The sequence below is a fragment of the Rhizobium sp. 10N427 genome (genome assembly GCF_056394605.1).
On record NZ_JBFTID010000008.1, the window covers coordinates 161,255 to 177,383 of the forward strand.

The following is a 16,129-nucleotide window of genomic DNA, read 5'->3' on the forward strand; positions in this document are numbered from 1 at the left end:
TAATCGATTTAAAAAAGCCAGTGTGCGATGCAATGAATCTCTCGGGTCCCGGTTTTAAAGCGAATTGACCCGAGAGGAAATCCCGCAATCGCCCTAAAACTTGTCGCGCAGCGCGAACCAGGACAAGGCTAGGAAAAGCAGCGGTGCCCGCATGGCTGGTCCGCCGGGAAAGGCCGGGATATCGAGCCCTTTGAAGAGGTCGAGTTCCCCTGATTTTCCAAGAACCGTTTCTGCATAAAGTTTGCCGCAGTAATTTGACAGCATCACGCCGTGGCCGGAATAACCGCCGATCGATGTCACATTCGGCATCACTTCGCGCACGAAGGGCTGCCGCGGCAGGGTGATGCCGACCGAGCCGCCCCAGGCATGGGTAATCTCGACGTCCTTCAATACGGGGTAGATCTCGGCGATCTGGCGGCGGATGTGCTCCGTGATGTCGCGCGGGTTGTCAGAGGTATAGGCCTCGCGCCCGCCAAACAGCAGCCGCCCGTCCTTCGACTTGCGGAAATAGCGCACGACGAAGCGCGAGTCGGCAACCGCTTCGCCGCCCGGCAGCACGGAGGGGAAGTTTTCCAGCGGCGCGGTGGCGCCGATGAAGGAGCGGATCGGCATGACGTGGCTGGCCGTCACCGGCTCAAGATTGCCGATGTAACCGTTACAGGCAATCAGCGCCTTGTCGGCGGTGATCGCTCCCTTCGCTGTATCGATCTTCACCTTGCCGCCGTCATTGCGGACGGCGATTGCCGGCGTCATCTCGAAGATCTGAGCGCCGGCATTGGCGGCGACGCGGGCAAGCCCGACCAGCAGTTTTAGCGGGTGGATATGTCCGGTGCCGGTGTCGCGCACGCCACAATGATAGCGCTTCGACCCCAGCCGCTCCTGCGTCTCTTCCCTGTCCATGAAGCGCACATGCGGATAATCGTAGCGCGAGGCTGCGATCTCGGCATTTTCGGCATAGGAGCGCTTGTAGCTCTCCTTGTGCGCCACGTTCATCTGCCCGGGCATGAACTCGATGTCGATCTGATGTTCGTTGGCGAAATCGAGCAGGTGCTTCTTTGCACCCTCCGCCAGGTCGAACAGCGCCTTGGAGCGTTCGTAGCCGATCTTCTCTTCGAGTTCCTCCGGCCACCAGCGCTGGCCGGTGCCGAGCTGGCCGCCGTTGCGGCCGGATGCACCGTCGCCAAAGCGGTTGGCATCGATCAACACGACCGATACCCCCGCCTTGGCGAGATTGTAGGCCGCCTGCAGCCCGGTATAGCCGCCGCCGACAATGGCGACGTCACAGGTTCTGGATCCGTCGAGTTCCGGATAGGTCGGCCGCTCGCCCGCTGTCGCCTGATACCAGGAAACGCCGGGCGCGATCGGGCTCTGCCAGTCTTGCTTCACCGCCATGAGGAATGCCTCCTCACACGTTGAGCAGCAGGAACTCGCGCTCCCAGGGGCTGATCACTTCCATGAAGGTCTCGAACTCGCCGCGTTTGACGCCGGCATAGAGTCCGATGAACTCCGCGCCGAACACCTCTTCGAAGGCCGGCTCGTCTTCCATCAGCGCCACGGCTTCCAGCAATCCGCGCGGCAGGTCGATCGAGCCTTCGTTGGCGGCATCTTCCGTCGGTGCAGTCGGCTCGATTTCCTTCATGATCCCCAGCAGACCCGAAGCCAGCGAAGCCGCTAGCGCCAGATAGGGATTGGCATCCGAGCTCGGCAGCCGGTTCTCGACGCGGCGCGCCTGCGGATCGGAAACCGGAACGCGGAAAGCCGTCGTGCGGTTGTCGTAGCCCCAGGCGTTGTTGACCGGGCAGGACATGTTCGGCGCCAGGCGGCGGTAGGAATTGACGTAGGGCGCCAGCATCGCCAGAGCGCTCGGCACGTATTTCTGCATGCCGCCGATAAAGTGGAAGAACTCCTTCGACGGCGATCCATCCGGATTGGAGAAGACGTTCTTCCCCGTCTCCTCGTTGACCACCGACTGATGGATATGCATCGCCGAACCCGGCTGCCCCTGCATCGGCTTGGCCATGAACGTCGCGAAGATGCCATGCTTCAGCGCCGCTTCGCGGATCGTGCGCTTGAACATGAACACCTGATCGGCAAGCTCGATCGGATTGCCGTGGCGCAGGTTGATTTCGAGCTGCGCCGGACCTTCTTCGTGGATCAGCGTATCGATCTCGAGACCCTGCTTCTCCGAGAAATGGTAGATGTCGTCGATCAGTTCGTCGAACTCGTTGATCCCGGCGATCGAATAGCCCTGTCCGCCGAGGATCGAACGGCCGGAGCGGCCCTTCGGCGGATGCAGGGGATAGTCGGGGTCATCGTTGGTGGCGACCAGATAGAACTCGATTTCAGGCGCGACAACCGGCTTCCAGCCACGGGCGCTGTAAAGGCCCATGATGCGCTTCAGCACGTTGCGCGGCGTGTAGGACACTTCGCCGCCATCGGAATTGACGATATCGCAGATCACCTGCGCCGTCGGGTCGGTTTCCCATGGCACGACGGAGAGCGTCGAAAGATCGGGAACGAGCTTGAGGTCGCTGTCGCGCGGCTCATAGCGGAAGCTTTCCGTCTCTTCGGGATAGGCGCCCGAGATCGTGTGGCGGTAGATTGCCGAAGGCAGTGCGAGCGAGGTGTTCGAGGTGAATTTCGATGTCGGCATCATCTTGCCGCGCGGTACGCCGGCGAGGTCAGGGGTGATGCATTCGATATCTTCGATGCCTCGTGCCCGTAGCCACTGTGCCGCTTCCTTCCAGTTCGCTACACCGCGCGACGACCCAGGGTCAGGGGGAGTCTTGATCGTGGGGCTAACGTTCTTGGCAGGCTTAAGCGTTGTCTTTTTTGGAGACATGACACACCGGTTACGTTGATCGGAAGGCCATAATAGCCAGAGTTTGGCAATTGGCGAGGGGGGTAGAGGCGTTGACTTTCGCCATTTGATAGAAAAAGAAGGCACACTTTACGGAAGGAAACCGGCTTGAGACGGAAGAGCGATGTGATCGTCATCGGCGCGGGCGCCGCCGGCATGATGTGTGCCATCCGCGCCGGTAAGCGCGGCCGCTCCGTGCTCGTTCTCGATCATGCCAAGACCCCCGGCGAGAAGATCCGTATCTCCGGCGGCGGCCGCTGCAATTTCACCAATATCCATGCCGGGCCGAAGAATTTTCTCTCCGCCAACCCGCATTTCTGCAAATCGGCCCTCGCTCGCTTCACCCCCGCCGATTTCGTCGCCATGGTCGACAGGCACAAGATCGCCTGGCACGAGAAGACGCTCGGCCAGCTGTTCTGTGATGACAGCGCCAAGGATATCATCCACATGCTGCTCGACGAGATGCGGGCGGCCGGTGCCGAGTGGCAGTTGCGCACGGAAATCCTCGGCGTTGAAAAGACCACCGAAGGTTTTCGCGTCGATACCTCGGAAGGCGCCTATGAATGCGCCTCGCTGGTGATCGCCACCGGCGGCAAGTCGATTCCGAAAATGGGCGCCACCGGCTTTGCCTATCGCATCGCCGAGCAGTTTGGGCTTGCGATGACCGAGACCCGTCCGGGCCTCGTGCCGTTGACCCTCGATCCGGTCCTGCTGGAAGCGATCGCTCCGCTTTCCGGCATCGCCGCTCCGGCTGAAATCCGTCACGGCAAGACGGCCTTCCGGGAAGCGCTGCTTTTCACCCACCGTGGCCTCAGCGGCCCGGCGATCCTGCAGATCTCGTCCTATTGGCGCGAAGGCGAGGGGATCACCGTCGATATCGAACCCGATGTCGATCTGCTCCAGCATCTGAAGAAAGCCAAGCAGACGAATGGCCGCCAGTCGGCGCAGACTGCGCTGGCGGACATCCTGCCGAAGCGTCTCGCCCAATACCTCGTCGAGCGCGAAGGCATTTCCGGCAACATGGCCGACCTCTCCGATAAGGCGCTGACGCGGCTTGCGGACGCCGCGCAGAACTGGACGGTCAAGCCGTCCGGCTCCGAAGGATACCGCACCGCGGAAGTGACGCTCGGTGGCATCGATACATCAGCGCTGGACTCGAAGACGATGGAAGCGAAGGCCGTTCCTGGCCTCTATTTCATCGGCGAATGCGTCGATGTCACGGGCTGGCTCGGCGGCTATAACTTCCAATGGGCCTGGGCCTCGGGTTTTGCTGCAGGTGAATCCTTATAGGCTCGAATCCGGGCAAATAGATTCAAGACTTCTTAAGCCGGGTGCGCCATCGTGTCTCAATGGCAACGATGGAACAAGCTTCCCATTTAAAGCTTTACCGCACAGCCATTTTGATGGATTGTTACAGTATTGAGAAAAGTGAGGTCCTTTAGATGAATAGGAACACACGCCGCGCCCGCGCCATCGCAATCGCCCAGGCACAGCCTGATGCAAAGCTCGCGACGCTCCGCTTTCTCATGCTTGCCACCGGCGCAACCGCTGCGATTATCGCCTTGGTGATCGCGCACGCCGTCTGACCTTTCCGAATTATCATATAATTTGCGGTCTGCCCTTGGCGTGCAGCCGCATGGCCTTGATCGGAAAGGCCATTTCAAACGATCTGGCTTATCCGAAAATTAATATCTCTTCTGTCACACTTGCTGAAACTATGGGCATCCCGTTTCGCGCGGCGATGACTTGGCAATGATTGCCGCCTGAGCCCTCGGGTTTCCCATTATTCCAAAAAAGTCAGCTCGATGCACTCGACCGGCGCCGCAACAGCAGCCGGTGGGAGGAGTGGTGTATGGAAGGCCGGTATAGCCATGTTCATTGATAAGATCCTGTCGCGCTTCAAGATCAAGACGAAAGTCCTGATCTTCGTTCTGCCTTTCGTCGTCGCCATCTCGGCGGTCGGCCTCACCGGCCTTTATGCCTCCGGCATGCTGCAAGGGCGCATGGAGATCTCGAACAGCATCCTTCAGTCGCTGAGCGGCTTCAAGGATCTCTACGGCTCTATGGATGACTTCCTGCAGAACACCAACGAGCAGGCTCGCGATAAGCTCTACGCGGATATCAAGACACAGGGCGAAACTTTGAACGCCACCCTGTCTCAGATCGGCGAGAATGCCGGCCGCGACAATCTGCAGGCTGCGATGGACGGCACCAGTGCCATTTCGGGCACCGTCGGCAAGCTCTGGACGCTGCACGACCAGGAAGTCGCGCTGCGCAAGCAGATCGACGACGCCCAGAAGGTGATGATCACCAACCGCTTCAATGTCAGCTATGACGCGCGCCAGCTCGAAGAGAGCGTGCGCACGGACGAAGGCAACGCGACCGCAACCCTGCGCGCCGCCGACCGTCTGCTGAAGGGCGGCGATACGCTGGCGACCGCCATGAACGATTTCAACAAGGCGCAGCTTCCCGCCGACAAGCTGAAGGTCGTGACGACGGCGCTGCCGACGATCATCAAGGCTCAGCGCATGATCGAAATCTCGGTCCCGCAGAACCAGAAGAGCATGACGCAGTCGATGGCCCAGACCATCAGCGATCTGAAGACGCAGGCCGCCGCACCCGATGCCGGCTCCGATGACGGCGTTGCCAATCTCGGCCGTCTCGTCTCCCGCTTCCGCCAGATGTCCACCTACACCCAGCTGACCGCCACGCAGATGATGCGCGAAGCGACGACCACTTTTGTTCAGCTCGACAGCCGTATCGCCCAGACCAACTCGGTTCTGGAAGACACCCGCCGTCTGGAAACGTCGATCTATTCGCTGCAGCTCGTGCTCGGCGATTTCAGCGCCAAGCCGACCAAGGAGAACCGGGTTCGCCTGAACCAGGAAATCTCGACCCTCAACACCATGCTGAACACCCTGCAGGCCAGCGCCAAGGGCATGGACTTTGCCGGTGACATCATCTCGGCGATTACTCCCGCGCTCGTCTCAATGGACAAGGACGCGCAGAGCCTCGTTGATGTCATCAATCAGCGCATCAGCGATTACGCCGCTGCCCGCCAGGAGCTTGACAGTGTCTGGGGCCAGCTGACCAGCTTCGCCGAACTGCAGAAGCAGACGGCCGGCGCCGAGCGCGAGCAGGCGAACAGCATTTCCGTCGGCACCACCGGCCTCGGTATCCTGGTTTCGATCATCGGCGGCATCGCCCTGGTTCTGACCCTGCAGCGCCCGATCGGCCAGATCACCGCTGCCATGCGCCGCATCGCCGAGGGCGCGCTCGACACCAATATCTCCGGTGAACAGCGCTACGACGAAATCGGCGACATCGCCCGCGCCCTCGGGATATTCAAGGAGAATGCGATCTCCAAGATCCGCATCGAGGAGCAGAGCGACGAGGAGCGTCAGGCCGCCGAGCATGAGCGTCAGCGCAACGATGCAGAAAAGCGCGAGATGGACCGCCAGATCGAATATGCGGTCAACGAACTCGCCGCCGGTCTGCAGCGCATGTCGCAGGGCGATATCTCCACGACGATCGACACGCCGTTCATCGGCCGCCTCGAACAGCTGCGTGAAGACTTCAACGGCTCGATGTTCCGTCTCCAGGAGACCATGAGCCAGATCCGCGACAACGTGCAGATGATCCAGGGCAACGGCAACCAGATGGCCCAGTCGGCCGAAGATCTTGCCAAGCGCACGGAACAGCAGGCTGCCTCGCTCGAAGAGACCGCCGCTGCCGTCGACGAGATCACCGTTACCGTCCGCTCGTCTGCCGAGCGCGCCAAGGATGCCGACCAGATCGTCCGTCAGGCCAAGCGCAGCGCCGATGACTCGGCAACCGTCGTCGGCAAGGCAATCGATGCCATGGGCCGTATCGAAGATGCGTCGCGCCAGATCGAACAGATCATCGGCGTCATTGACGAGATCGCCTTCCAGACCAACCTGCTGGCGCTGAACGCCGGTATCGAAGCTGCGCGCGCTGGTGAGGCGGGCAAGGGCTTTGCTGTCGTCGCGATGGAAGTCCGCGAGCTTGCCCAGCGCTCCGCCGCTGCCGCGCAGGAGATCAAGGGCCTGATCAACAAGTCGACGACGGAAGTCAGCTCCGGTTCGCAGTCGGTGCAGGAAACCGGCACAGTGCTGGCGAAGATCAGCGCGCAGATCGTCACCATCAGCCAGCATGTCGAAATGATCGCCCGCGCCAGCCACGATCAATCGGGCGCACTGCAGGAAGTCAACGCCACCGTCAACTCGATGGACCAGATGACCCAGCAGAACGCCGCCATGGTGGAAGAGACGACGGCGGCAAGCCGCGAACTCGCTTCCCAGGCAGACAGCCTGCTTACTCTCGTGCAGCAGTTCAAGATCGAAGGCGAATCGCACACGGCCTATTACCGCGCTGCCTGATCCCAGCCGAAAACCAGATGAAGAAAACGGCGCCGCGAGGCGCCGTTTTCTGTTTGTCGAACAACGTCAATGACTTGGAAAATGTCCGCCATGGTTGTGTTCTGCTCGCGACAGGCCACATTTTCTACCGATGTGGGAAAAGACATAGGTAAATTATCATACTTATGAAATTTATTGCATTTTTTCAGGTAATTAGAGGAAAATTTTCTTTAACGTTTAACGCATAGACTATCTGCAATTCATCTTGCAGAGGGCCCTCATGCTGCGCTTTTTCTCGACATCCATCGTCCGCCAGGCGGTCGCGATCACACTCGGTCTGCTTGTGGTCAGCACCGGCGCGATCGTTGCCGTGACCTATTACGACCTCAGCCGCTATGTGATGGACAACGCCGTCTCAGATGCCAGGGATGCAAACCGCACCATGGCCATCCTCTATGGCGCAGGCGATCAGAGCGCCACGATCACGGTCACGGATTCGCAGCTCGCTACCGTCACCGAAGAAAAGATCCCCGCATTCACCGACCACTCGCTGGTCGATCGTACGGCTCAGGCGATCGCCGGCGTCGCGACGATCTTCGACAAGCAGGGCAGCGACTATGTGCGCGTCTCAACCAATGTGAAGAAGGAAGACGGCAGCCGCGCCGTCGGAACCAAGCTCGCTGCCGATCATCCGGCGCAGACGGTGCTTGCCAAGGGCGACGCTTACTACGGCCCGGCTGTCCTGTTCGGGAAGAACTACATGACCGGCTATTTCCCTGTGAAAAATGCCGCCGGCGCCAATACCGGCATCCTCTTCATCGGCATTCCGATGGAGGTTTATTTCGCCCGGCTGCAGCATCTGCAGGTCCTCGTCATCGGCGCAGGTGCCGCCGTCATGCTGGCCGTCAGCCTGCTGGCCTTCTTCGCCATCCGCCGGACGGTCAGCCCGCTCCAGGCGCTGACGAAGACGGTGCATGCGATCTCCTCGGGCAATCTCTCCGGCGCCATTCCCTGCGTCGACAAGCGCAACGAATTCGGCGAGATCGGCCGCGCCCTGGAAGCGTTCCGCGACAGCGCGAAGGCACGCCAGGATCTGGAGACCCAGGCTGCCGAACAGCGCGCGCTGACGGAAGCCGAGCGCACCCGCAACGACGCCGACAAGCGTACCCTCGATGGTCAGATTGACTTCGCCGTCAACCAGCTCGCCGCCGGTCTCGGCCGTCTGGCGCAGGGCGATGTTTCGGAAACCATCGAAACGCCTTTCGTCGGCCGTCTCGAGCAGCTGCGCGTCGATTTCAACAGCTCGCTGCTGCGTCTGCAGGACACGCTGTCGAGCATTCGCGACAATGCCAACGCCATCCAGCGCAACAGCCGCGCAATGCTGGCCTCTGCCGGCGAGCTCTCGAAGCGCACCGAGGCCCAGGCCGCCAATCTTGAAGAGACGGCTGCCGCTGTCGAGGAAATCACCGTTACCGTCCGCTCTTCCGCGGAACGGGCCCGCGAGGCCAACAACACCGTGGCGCTGACCAAGAAGACCGCCGACAGCTCCGGCGCCGTGGTCGGCGATGCCGTGGCTGCCATGGGGCGCATCGAGGAAGCGTCGCAGAAGATCGAACAGATCATCGAGGTCATCGACGACATCGCCTTCCAGACCAATCTTCTGGCGCTGAATGCCGGTATCGAAGCCGCCCGTGCGGGTGAAGCGGGCAAGGGCTTTGCCGTTGTCGCGCAGGAAGTGCGCGAACTGGCGCAGCGCTCGGCCGATGCCGCCCGCGAGATCAAGGGTCTGATCGAGAAGTCGACCCGCGAGGTTACGGCTGGTTCGGAGCTGGTGCAGAAGACCGGCAATGTCCTGGCTTCGATCAGCCAGGAGATCATCGTAATCAGCAAGCATGTCGAGACGATTGCCACGGCCAGCCAGGATCAGTCGGCCGCTCTTCAGGAGGTCAACGGTTCGGTCAATGCCATGGACCAGATGACCCAGAAGAACGCTTCGATGGTCGAGGAGACGACGCAGGCAAGCCGCCAGCTCGCCGACGAAGCCGACGCCCTGATGGGCCTGCTCCAGCAGTTCCGCATCGGCAATGTTTCAGTCGCTCACCGGCCGGCAAGGCAGGCAGCCTGATCCAGCCGTTTTGCAGACATGCTTCCGGGCCGCGCCTCATCAGCGCGGCCTTTGTTTTTGAGGCCGATATCCGTCAGCCACGCGATGGCCCCTACAATCCGCGAGTTGCCATATTGCTCGTAGAATTCGTCCTCCGACGTCTGGCGGCAAATACGCCCGCCCTGCGACAGTCCGATCATGTTGGCGATGGCGATCTGGTCGATCATGATGATGTCCTCCGTTTGACGAGACATCACTTCAGATACACAGCAAAAATCGCTTCTTAAACAGGTGAAATCGGCATACGATTTTCACCGATGAAAAACACCACTTGGGATTCCTATCAGCTTTTCCTGCAGGTGGCGCGGCTTGGCGGTCTGACCGGCGCCAGTGGGACGAGTGGGCTCAGCCCGGCTACCGTCGGCCGCCGCATGCTCGAACTCGAACAGGACACCGGCCGGACGCTGTTTGTCCGCAGCCAGACCGGTTATCGCCTGACCCCGGACGGACAGGCATTGCTCGACCATCTGCAGGAAATGGAAGCCGCTGCCCGCAAGATCGATGCCTGGCGGCAATCGGGCGAGGGTGCGGCAACGGTCAGGGTGGCTGCCGGAACATGGGTGGCCTGGCTGCTGACCGAGAATTTTTCAGCGATCCGCATGCGCGGCGATGCGTTCTCAGTTTCGCTTACAATCGGCGAAACGCGCGCTAATCTCTCTTACCGCGAAAGCGATATCGGCATTCGCGCCTTCGAGCCCGAAGAGGCGAATCTCGCCGCCCGGCTGCTCGGCGAGGTCGCCTATGCCGTCTATGTCAGGCGCAATGCCGCCGAGGCCGCCGAGCAATGGGTGGCCGTTGCCGAAGACGAAGCGATCTCCGGCTATCTGCGCTGGCCCTATCGAAACGCATCCGGCCCGATCGCCGCCACCGTCAACCGGCCGCGATCGCTGCCGGATCTGGTGCGGGCGGGTGCGGGCAGGGCGGTCCTGCCCTGTTTCGTCGGCGATCTCGATCCCGAGCTACAGCGTCTCGGCGCCGAAATCCCGGAATTGCGGCATCGCCAATGGATCGTCATGAACAATGAAGACCGCCACCGGCCGGAAATCCGCGCGGTTGCCGATCGCATGACGAAGCTGTTGAAGAGCTATTCCGATCTCTTCGCCGGAAAGCGGGCCAGCCGCAGCTGAATGCGAACCAATCCTAGGGGATCAGCCGCCGCACCAGCGCCACCTGGCTGTTGACGCCAAGCTTGGAGAAGATGTTCTTCAAATGCGAGCGCGCCGTCTCGTAGCTGATGTCGTTGAGCTTGGCGGTATCGCGCAGCGACAGGCCGCTGGCGATGGAGGAGGCAATGCGCAGTTCGGCCGCGGTCAGGTGCTCGTTGCCGCTCAGCCTGTCGTTCAGATGGGCGCAGGTGCCGCCGGAGCGTTCGATGATCAGCGCCGATGTCGGCTCCTGCAGGAACTCGCTCATGAAATCGGATTGCAGCCGAACCAGCGTATACTTCACATTGCCGATGCGCCCGCTGCAAACCGGCTGCAGCGGCTCGCTGGAATGGCCGGTCGCGCGCAGCTGCTCGTTGATACCGGCGTCGTTGACATTGAGCCGCCCGGTCGGCGTGACGCTGATGCCGCAGCCTTCGGTGAGCAGCCTTTGTGCGGCAGCGTTCATCGAGCGCACCTTGCGCTCCTCGCCGAGATAGATCAGCCCGACGCCGATCGCATCGAGCAGCGGCTTGCCGCCTGCCTCGTTGCTTCGCTCGCGGCGCAGGTAGTCGAAAGCCCGCCGAAGATGCGGGGCAAGCTCGGTCAGCACCTGCGCATTGGTGCGGTTATAGCCGGTGTCGGTGCTTGAAGTCAGGGTCGAGAGATTGAAGGACCGGCCCTTCTCCCGCATGATCGTCACGCCGATGCTGCTGCGGCAATCGATGCTGCGCAGGTAGTCGTGATAGAATTCGGTTTTCAACAGCTCTTCATGCGGCAGCATCTGATCGGCGATCACGCCCAGCCCGACGGGCCGTACGGCCGCCTTCGCCATCCACGGGTTCACCGTGCTGAAATGCGTGTTGTAGGCTTCGGCTGCCGAGCCATCGAGACCCGACGAAAGCGACAGTCCGCCGGAGCCGAGAACGGCATCGTGAAAAAACAGCGTCGATTTTCCATCCGGCATGCGCGTGTTCAGCGTATCCAGAAAATCCTGCCAGCTGGTTTCCCCGAGCAGTGCCCCATAGACCAGGTCGGTCAGGGACTGCACGTCCGCGCGTATCATTGCAGGCATATGATGTCCCATAAGAGCTTGAAGACATTATGCTCGCCTTTGCCGGGACTGACAATTGCGTCAAATGACGCAGAAGGCGCCGGTTTTTCCGGCGCCTTCTCCTCCTTTAGGCGCGGTTGGCAACGACAACCGGGATCATCAGATCGCCCCAGTTGCCGTCGCCTCCGTGATGGCGGGCGGACCGGACAAGCTCTACGGAAACTCCGGACTCGACCGCCTTCATGACCGACGCGTTGAGCCGGTGCAGATCGTTGGCGAGCATGCGGATCATGCTCTGCTGGTCCGGCGTCATCGTCGATGCTTGTTCTTCCGCGCGTTCGCGGACACGTGAGATGGAAGCCATTGTCTTCTCCTCCTGTTGCGCGGTCATTCCGCTGCGGGTTTGAACTGTGCGTGTTCGGTCGATTCTCGCATCGCTGTCGTCGAGGACAGGCCGCCGGTGATGGCGAGCGATACGGCATCGAAGTAACCGGTGCCGACTTCCCGCTGATGCTTCGTCGCCGTATAGCCATTGGCCTCGGCGGCGAATTCCGCCTGCTGCAGCTCGGAATAGGCCGCCATCTGCCGGTCCTTGTAGCCGCGCGCCAGTTCGTACATGCCGAAATTCAGCTGGTGGAAGCCGGCAAGGGTGATGAACTGGAACTTGTAGCCCATGGCGCCGAGCTCGCGCTGGAACCGGGCGATCGTCGCTTCGTCGAGGTTCTTGCGCCAGTTGAAGGACGGCGAGCAGTTATAGGCGAGCATCTTGCCCGGATGAACCTTGTGCACGCCCTCGGCAAAGCGCCGTGCCTGATCCAGATCCGGCTTCGACGTCTCGCACCAGATGAGATCGCAATAGGGCGCATAGGCGACGGCGCGGGCGATGCAGGGCTCCAGGCCGTTGCGCACCTGATAGAAGCCCTCGACCGTGCGCCCGGCATCGTAATCGACGAAAGGCTGGTCGCTTTCGTCGATATCCGAGGTCAAAAGCTTCGCCGCCTCGGCGTCAGTGCGGGCGATCACCAGTGTCGGGACGCCCATGACGTCGGCCGCCAGACGCGCAGCGTTGAGGTTGCGGATATGGGCCGCCGTCGGGATGAGAACCTTGCCGCCCAGATGGCCGCATTTCTTTTCGGATGCCAGCTGATCCTCGAAATGGACGCCGGCCGCGCCCGCCTCGATATAGGCCTTCATGATCTCGAAAGCGTTCAGCGGCCCGCCGAAGCCGGCCTCGGCATCGGCAACGATCGGCGCGAACCAGCTCTCGACCGACAATCCCTTGTTTTCCGAGGTCTCGATCTGGTCGGCGCGCTGAAGCGTGCGGTTGATGCGCTTGGCAAGCTCGGGGCCGGCATTGGCAGGATAAAGCGACTGGTCCGGATACATCGCGGACGCCGTATTGGCGTCGGCCGCCACCTGCCAGCCGGAAAGATAGATCGCCTTCAGCCCGGCGCGCACCATCTGCATCGCCTGATTGCCCGAGAGGGCGCCGAGCGCATTGACGAAATCATCCCGGCGCAAGAGCTCCCAGAGCCTGTTGGCGCCGATCTCCGCCAGCGAATGGCTGATCGCCACGGAACCGCGCAGACGCCGGACGTCCTCTGCGGAATAGGGGCGCTCGATACCGTCGAAACGGCCAGCCGGTGCGTTGCGGATCAGCTTGTCAAACTCAGTCACAGTATCCTCCTTCGGCGTCATTTGCCTGTGTGACAGAATTTACAAATCACGCGAGAGTGGCCAGAAAATACTTGATTATTAGGCATGGAAAGAGGTTATATTGCCTTGGGTTTTACAAGGTCGCTATGTCAAATTGTAAAGATTTGTAAAAGGCTGGCATATGGAACGGAAGATCTTCGCGGGGCCGAAAGTCAGGCGTATCCGCAACGGCCTGGGCGTCACGCAAACGGCGATGGCCGAGGCGCTCGGCATCTCGCCCTCCTATCTGAATCTCATCGAGCGCAATCAGCGGCCGCTGACGGTCCAGCTGCTGCTGAAGCTCGCCTCGGTCTACAAGGTCGATCTCGATGATCTCCAAAGCGAACCCGGCAACAATCTCGCCGGATTGCGCGAAGTCTTTGCCGATGCGCTGTTATCGGGCGAGCTGCCGGGCGATCAGGAGCTCGTCGAGATCGCCGAGGCGGCGCCGAATGCGGCAAGCGGCATGGTGAAGCTCTACCGTGCCTATCGCGAACAGGCGGCCCGGCTGTCGGATTTGAGCGCCCTCATGGCCGGCGACGCCCATGTCCCGGCCGCCGGTGCCCGGCTTCCGGCGGACGAAGTCCGCGATGTGCTGGAGCGGCGCCCGGCCTATTTCGCCATGATCGAGGATGCCGCCGAGCAATTCTTCATGTCGCTGCCATCTGGCGATCTCCAGCAGGTGCTGAAGGACTGGCTGCAGAAGGAGCGCGGCATCACCGTGCGCATCATGCCGGTTCATGTCATGCCGGATCTGCGCCGCCGTTTCGACCGGCATTCGATGCGCCTTTTCATCTCCGAGCGGTTGTCGGCATCCGATCAGCTGCAGGAAATTGCCATCGAAGTGGCAACGCTGGCCCTGCGTGCCGCGATCGGCAAGGAACTCGATGGTCTCGGCCTTTCCACGCCGGAGGCCCAGCGCATTGCCCGCTTCGAGCTGGCGCGCTCCGCGGCGCTGGCGATCATGATGCCCTATGAAGCCTTTCTCGCTGCTGCGAAATCGGTGCGCTACGATCTCGACCTGCTGCGCAGCCGCTACGGCTGTTCGTTCGGGCAGGCCGCCGCCCGGCTGATCATGCTGCAGCGTCCCGGCAATGCCGCGGTTCCGTTTTTCCTGATGGAGGTCGATGCCGCGGGAAACCGTCTGCGCCGGGCAGGTGCTGCCGGTTTCCCGCATGCCCGCTTCGGCGGCGGCTGTCCGAAGCTCGGCATACACGCCGCTCTGCTGCAGCCGGGACAGATCATCGCCGAAACGGCCGAAACGCCCGATGGCTCCGGTTTTCTCACGGTGTCGAGAACGCTCGAAGGCCCTGCCGCGCCTTTCGGCGAACGGATCAGGCGCACCGCTGTGCTCGTCGGCTGCGACGCGCAGTTCCGGGATGCGACCGTCTACAGCCAGGCCACGTCATCTTCGCCACATGCAGTTGCAATCGGCCCAGCCTGCCGCCTCTGTGAGCGAAAAGGCTGTCTTGCCCGCGCCGAGCCGCCGGTCACTCGCCCGCTTGGGCTAGACGAGATGGTGACCGGCCTCAGCGCCTTCGATTTCCAGTGACCGGTGAAATCATTGCGAGCACCCGGATTTAGCGCTTGTCGCCTCCCGAATTCCTTTCTAGTCTAGCCAAAAATCCAGAGGGAATGGGTGTCCGGGGGCGTGATACCTAATAATTATAAAGGCACAGGAGAGATTATGAGGTCAGTCATCGCAAAGCTCGCGGCAACAGCCGCCGTGGCTATTTTTGCAGCAGCGCCATCCTACGCCCAGGAGCGCGTCGTCAATGTCTACAACTGGTCCGATTATATCGACAGCTCGATCCTGGAGGACTTCACCAAGGAAACCGGCATCAAGGTCGTCTACGACACCTTCGATTCCAACGAGACGCTGGAAACCAAGCTCCTGGCAGGTGGCACCGGCTATGACGTGGTCGTTCCGACGGTTTCCTTCATGCAGCGCCAGATCGCTGCAGGCGTCTATCAGAAGCTCGACAAGTCGAAGCTCCCGAACCTGTCGAATATGTGGGACGTCGTCATGAAGGGCGTCGCCACCTTCGATCCGGGCAACGAATACAGCGTCGACTACATGTGGGGCACCACCGGCATCGGCTATAATGTTGACAAGGTGAAGGCCGCCCTCGGAACGGACGAGAAGCCGAACTGGGATTCGCTCTTCGATCCGGCAAAGGCTGCCAAGCTCAAGGATTGCGGCATCTACATGCTGGATTCGCCGACCGACGTCATTCCGTCTGTTCTCGCCTATCTCGGCCTCGATCCGAACAGCAAGAAGCAGGCCGATCTCGACAAGGCGCAGGAAGTGCTGCTCGCGGTCCGTCCGTTCGTGCGCAAGTTCCACTCGTCCGAATATATCAGCGCGCTCGCCAACGGCGATATCTGCATCGCGCTCGGCTATTCCGGCGATATGTTCCAGGCGCGTGACCGCGCGGCGGAAGCCAAGGCTGGCGTCACCATCGACTATTCGGTTCCGAACCAGGGCGCGCAGATCTTCTTCGACGTCTTCGGTATCCCGAAGGATGCACCGCATGTCGAAGAGGCACATGCCTTCATCAACTACATGATGAAGCCTGAAGTCGCCGCCAAGGCATCGAACTTCGTCTATTACGCCAACGGCAACAAGGCGTCGCAGCAGTTCCTCGACAAGGCCGTCATCGACGACACGGCGATCTACCCGACGCCTGAAGTTATGGCCAAGCTCTTCACGGTGCCGCCGCTCGATCCGAAGACACAGCGCATCGTCACACGAATCTGGACAAAGGTCGTTACCGGCCAGTAATCGAGACTTCGGCCCGGACGGCAACGCCCGGGCCTTTTATTGACGTGCCG

At 61.2% G+C, this 16,129-nt stretch carries 13 protein-coding genes; 7 read left to right on the top strand and 6 right to left on the bottom strand.

The features are described from left to right. Window positions 1-93: 93 nt before the first annotated feature. Complete coding sequence (locus AC1DIJ_RS18780) at window positions 94-1,392, bottom strand: NAD(P)/FAD-dependent oxidoreductase (protein WP_112387642.1); 1,299 nt, start codon at window positions 1,390-1,392, stop codon at window positions 94-96. 13 nt (window positions 1,393-1,405) lie between these two features. Beyond that, window positions 1,406-2,842 carry a glutamine synthetase family protein gene (locus tag AC1DIJ_RS18785; RefSeq protein ID WP_112387643.1) on the bottom strand — a complete coding sequence of 479 codons (1,437 nt, stop codon included), beginning with the start codon at window positions 2,840-2,842 and terminating at the stop codon, window positions 1,406-1,408. 174 nt (window positions 2,843-3,016) lie between these two features. Here AC1DIJ_RS18785 and AC1DIJ_RS18790 point away from each other — a divergent pair, with 174 nt between their 5' ends. From AC1DIJ_RS18790 to AC1DIJ_RS18805, 4 genes are all read left to right on the top strand, one after another. Next, window positions 3,017-4,150: a BaiN/RdsA family NAD(P)/FAD-dependent oxidoreductase gene (locus AC1DIJ_RS18790; protein WP_477831510.1), complete on the top strand. Its 1,134-nt coding sequence runs from the start codon at window positions 3,017-3,019 to the stop codon at window positions 4,148-4,150. Between the two features lie 152 nt (window positions 4,151-4,302). Then, the gene (locus AC1DIJ_RS18795) at window positions 4,303-4,446 is read left to right on the top strand and encodes a hypothetical protein (protein ID WP_477831506.1); all 144 of its coding nucleotides are present in this window, start codon (window positions 4,303-4,305) and stop codon (window positions 4,444-4,446) included. A 285-nt stretch (window positions 4,447-4,731) separates the two neighbouring features. After that, the gene (locus tag AC1DIJ_RS18800) at window positions 4,732-7,260 is read left to right on the top strand and encodes a methyl-accepting chemotaxis protein (RefSeq protein WP_112444526.1); all 2,529 of its coding nucleotides are present in this window, start codon (window positions 4,732-4,734) and stop codon (window positions 7,258-7,260) included. Window positions 7,261-7,519: 259 nt separating this feature from the next. Then, window positions 7,520-9,364 carry a methyl-accepting chemotaxis protein gene (locus AC1DIJ_RS18805; protein WP_112387646.1) on the top strand — a complete coding sequence of 615 codons (1,845 nt, stop codon included), beginning with the start codon at window positions 7,520-7,522 and terminating at the stop codon, window positions 9,362-9,364. On the opposite strand, the gene AC1DIJ_RS18810 is transcribed toward AC1DIJ_RS18805, so the two are convergent. Further along, window positions 9,337-9,570, bottom strand: coding sequence for a hypothetical protein (locus AC1DIJ_RS18810; protein WP_112387647.1), 234 nt, complete (start codon window positions 9,568-9,570; stop codon window positions 9,337-9,339). The genes AC1DIJ_RS18805 and AC1DIJ_RS18810 overlap by 28 nt on opposite strands. 90 nt (window positions 9,571-9,660) lie before the next feature. On the opposite strand from AC1DIJ_RS18810, the gene AC1DIJ_RS18815 reads away from it, so the two are divergent. After that, a complete protein-coding gene (locus AC1DIJ_RS18815) occupies window positions 9,661-10,530 on the top strand; it encodes a LysR family transcriptional regulator (RefSeq protein ID WP_112387648.1) in 870 nt (289 codons plus the stop codon). A gap of 13 nt (window positions 10,531-10,543) precedes the next feature. Here the strand turns inward: AC1DIJ_RS18815 and AC1DIJ_RS18820 are convergent, their stop codons facing one another. The 3 genes from AC1DIJ_RS18820 to aceA form a co-directional block, all read right to left on the bottom strand. Continuing rightward, window positions 10,544-11,620 carry a helix-turn-helix transcriptional regulator gene (locus AC1DIJ_RS18820; RefSeq protein ID WP_112387706.1) on the bottom strand — a complete coding sequence of 359 codons (1,077 nt, stop codon included), beginning with the start codon at window positions 11,618-11,620 and terminating at the stop codon, window positions 10,544-10,546. 106 nt (window positions 11,621-11,726) lie between these two features. Next, complete coding sequence (locus AC1DIJ_RS18825) at window positions 11,727-11,963, bottom strand: SMc00767 family acetate metabolism repressor (protein ID WP_112387649.1); 237 nt, start codon at window positions 11,961-11,963, stop codon at window positions 11,727-11,729. 23 nt (window positions 11,964-11,986) lie between these two features. Next, a complete protein-coding gene (gene aceA / locus AC1DIJ_RS18830; RefSeq protein ID WP_477831507.1) occupies window positions 11,987-13,297 on the bottom strand; it encodes an isocitrate lyase in 1,311 nt (436 codons plus the stop codon). 139 nt (window positions 13,298-13,436) lie between these two features. Here aceA and AC1DIJ_RS18835 point away from each other — a divergent pair, with 139 nt between their 5' ends. Then, window positions 13,437-14,846, top strand: a complete 1,410-nt coding sequence (locus tag AC1DIJ_RS18835; protein WP_112387651.1) for a short-chain fatty acyl-CoA regulator family protein — start codon at window positions 13,437-13,439, stop codon at window positions 14,844-14,846. A gap of 135 nt (window positions 14,847-14,981) precedes the next feature. Next, window positions 14,982-16,079 carry a polyamine ABC transporter substrate-binding protein gene (locus AC1DIJ_RS18840; protein ID WP_112387652.1) on the top strand — a complete coding sequence of 366 codons (1,098 nt, stop codon included), beginning with the start codon at window positions 14,982-14,984 and terminating at the stop codon, window positions 16,077-16,079. The last annotated feature ends 50 nt before the right edge of the window (window positions 16,080-16,129 follow it).

What these genes read in the sequence shown, in the direction of transcription:
- AC1DIJ_RS18780 (WP_112387642.1), bottom strand. Translation starts at nt 1,392, where the DNA reads ATGGCGGTGAAGCAAGACTGGCAGAGCCCGATCGCGCCCGGCGTTTCC.
- AC1DIJ_RS18785 (WP_112387643.1), bottom strand. Translation starts at nt 2,842, where the DNA reads ATGTCTCCAAAAAAGACAACGCTTAAGCCTGCCAAGAACGTTAGCCCC.
- AC1DIJ_RS18790 (WP_477831510.1), top strand. Translation starts at nt 3,017, where the DNA reads ATGATGTGTGCCATCCGCGCCGGTAAGCGCGGCCGCTCCGTGCTCGTT.
- AC1DIJ_RS18795 (WP_477831506.1), top strand. Translation starts at nt 4,303, where the DNA reads ATGAATAGGAACACACGCCGCGCCCGCGCCATCGCAATCGCCCAGGCA.
- AC1DIJ_RS18800 (WP_112444526.1), top strand. Translation starts at nt 4,732, where the DNA reads ATGTTCATTGATAAGATCCTGTCGCGCTTCAAGATCAAGACGAAAGTC.
- AC1DIJ_RS18805 (WP_112387646.1), top strand. Translation starts at nt 7,520, where the DNA reads ATGCTGCGCTTTTTCTCGACATCCATCGTCCGCCAGGCGGTCGCGATC.
- AC1DIJ_RS18810 (WP_112387647.1), bottom strand. Translation starts at nt 9,570, where the DNA reads ATGATCGACCAGATCGCCATCGCCAACATGATCGGACTGTCGCAGGGC.
- AC1DIJ_RS18815 (WP_112387648.1), top strand. Translation starts at nt 9,661, where the DNA reads ATGAAAAACACCACTTGGGATTCCTATCAGCTTTTCCTGCAGGTGGCG.
- AC1DIJ_RS18820 (WP_112387706.1), bottom strand. Translation starts at nt 11,620, where the DNA reads ATGCCTGCAATGATACGCGCGGACGTGCAGTCCCTGACCGACCTGGTC.
- AC1DIJ_RS18825 (WP_112387649.1), bottom strand. Translation starts at nt 11,963, where the DNA reads ATGGCTTCCATCTCACGTGTCCGCGAACGCGCGGAAGAACAAGCATCG.
- aceA (WP_477831507.1), bottom strand. Translation starts at nt 13,297, where the DNA reads ATGACGCCGAAGGAGGATACTGTGACTGAGTTTGACAAGCTGATCCGC.
- AC1DIJ_RS18835 (WP_112387651.1), top strand. Translation starts at nt 13,437, where the DNA reads ATGGAACGGAAGATCTTCGCGGGGCCGAAAGTCAGGCGTATCCGCAAC.
- AC1DIJ_RS18840 (WP_112387652.1), top strand. Translation starts at nt 14,982, where the DNA reads ATGAGGTCAGTCATCGCAAAGCTCGCGGCAACAGCCGCCGTGGCTATT.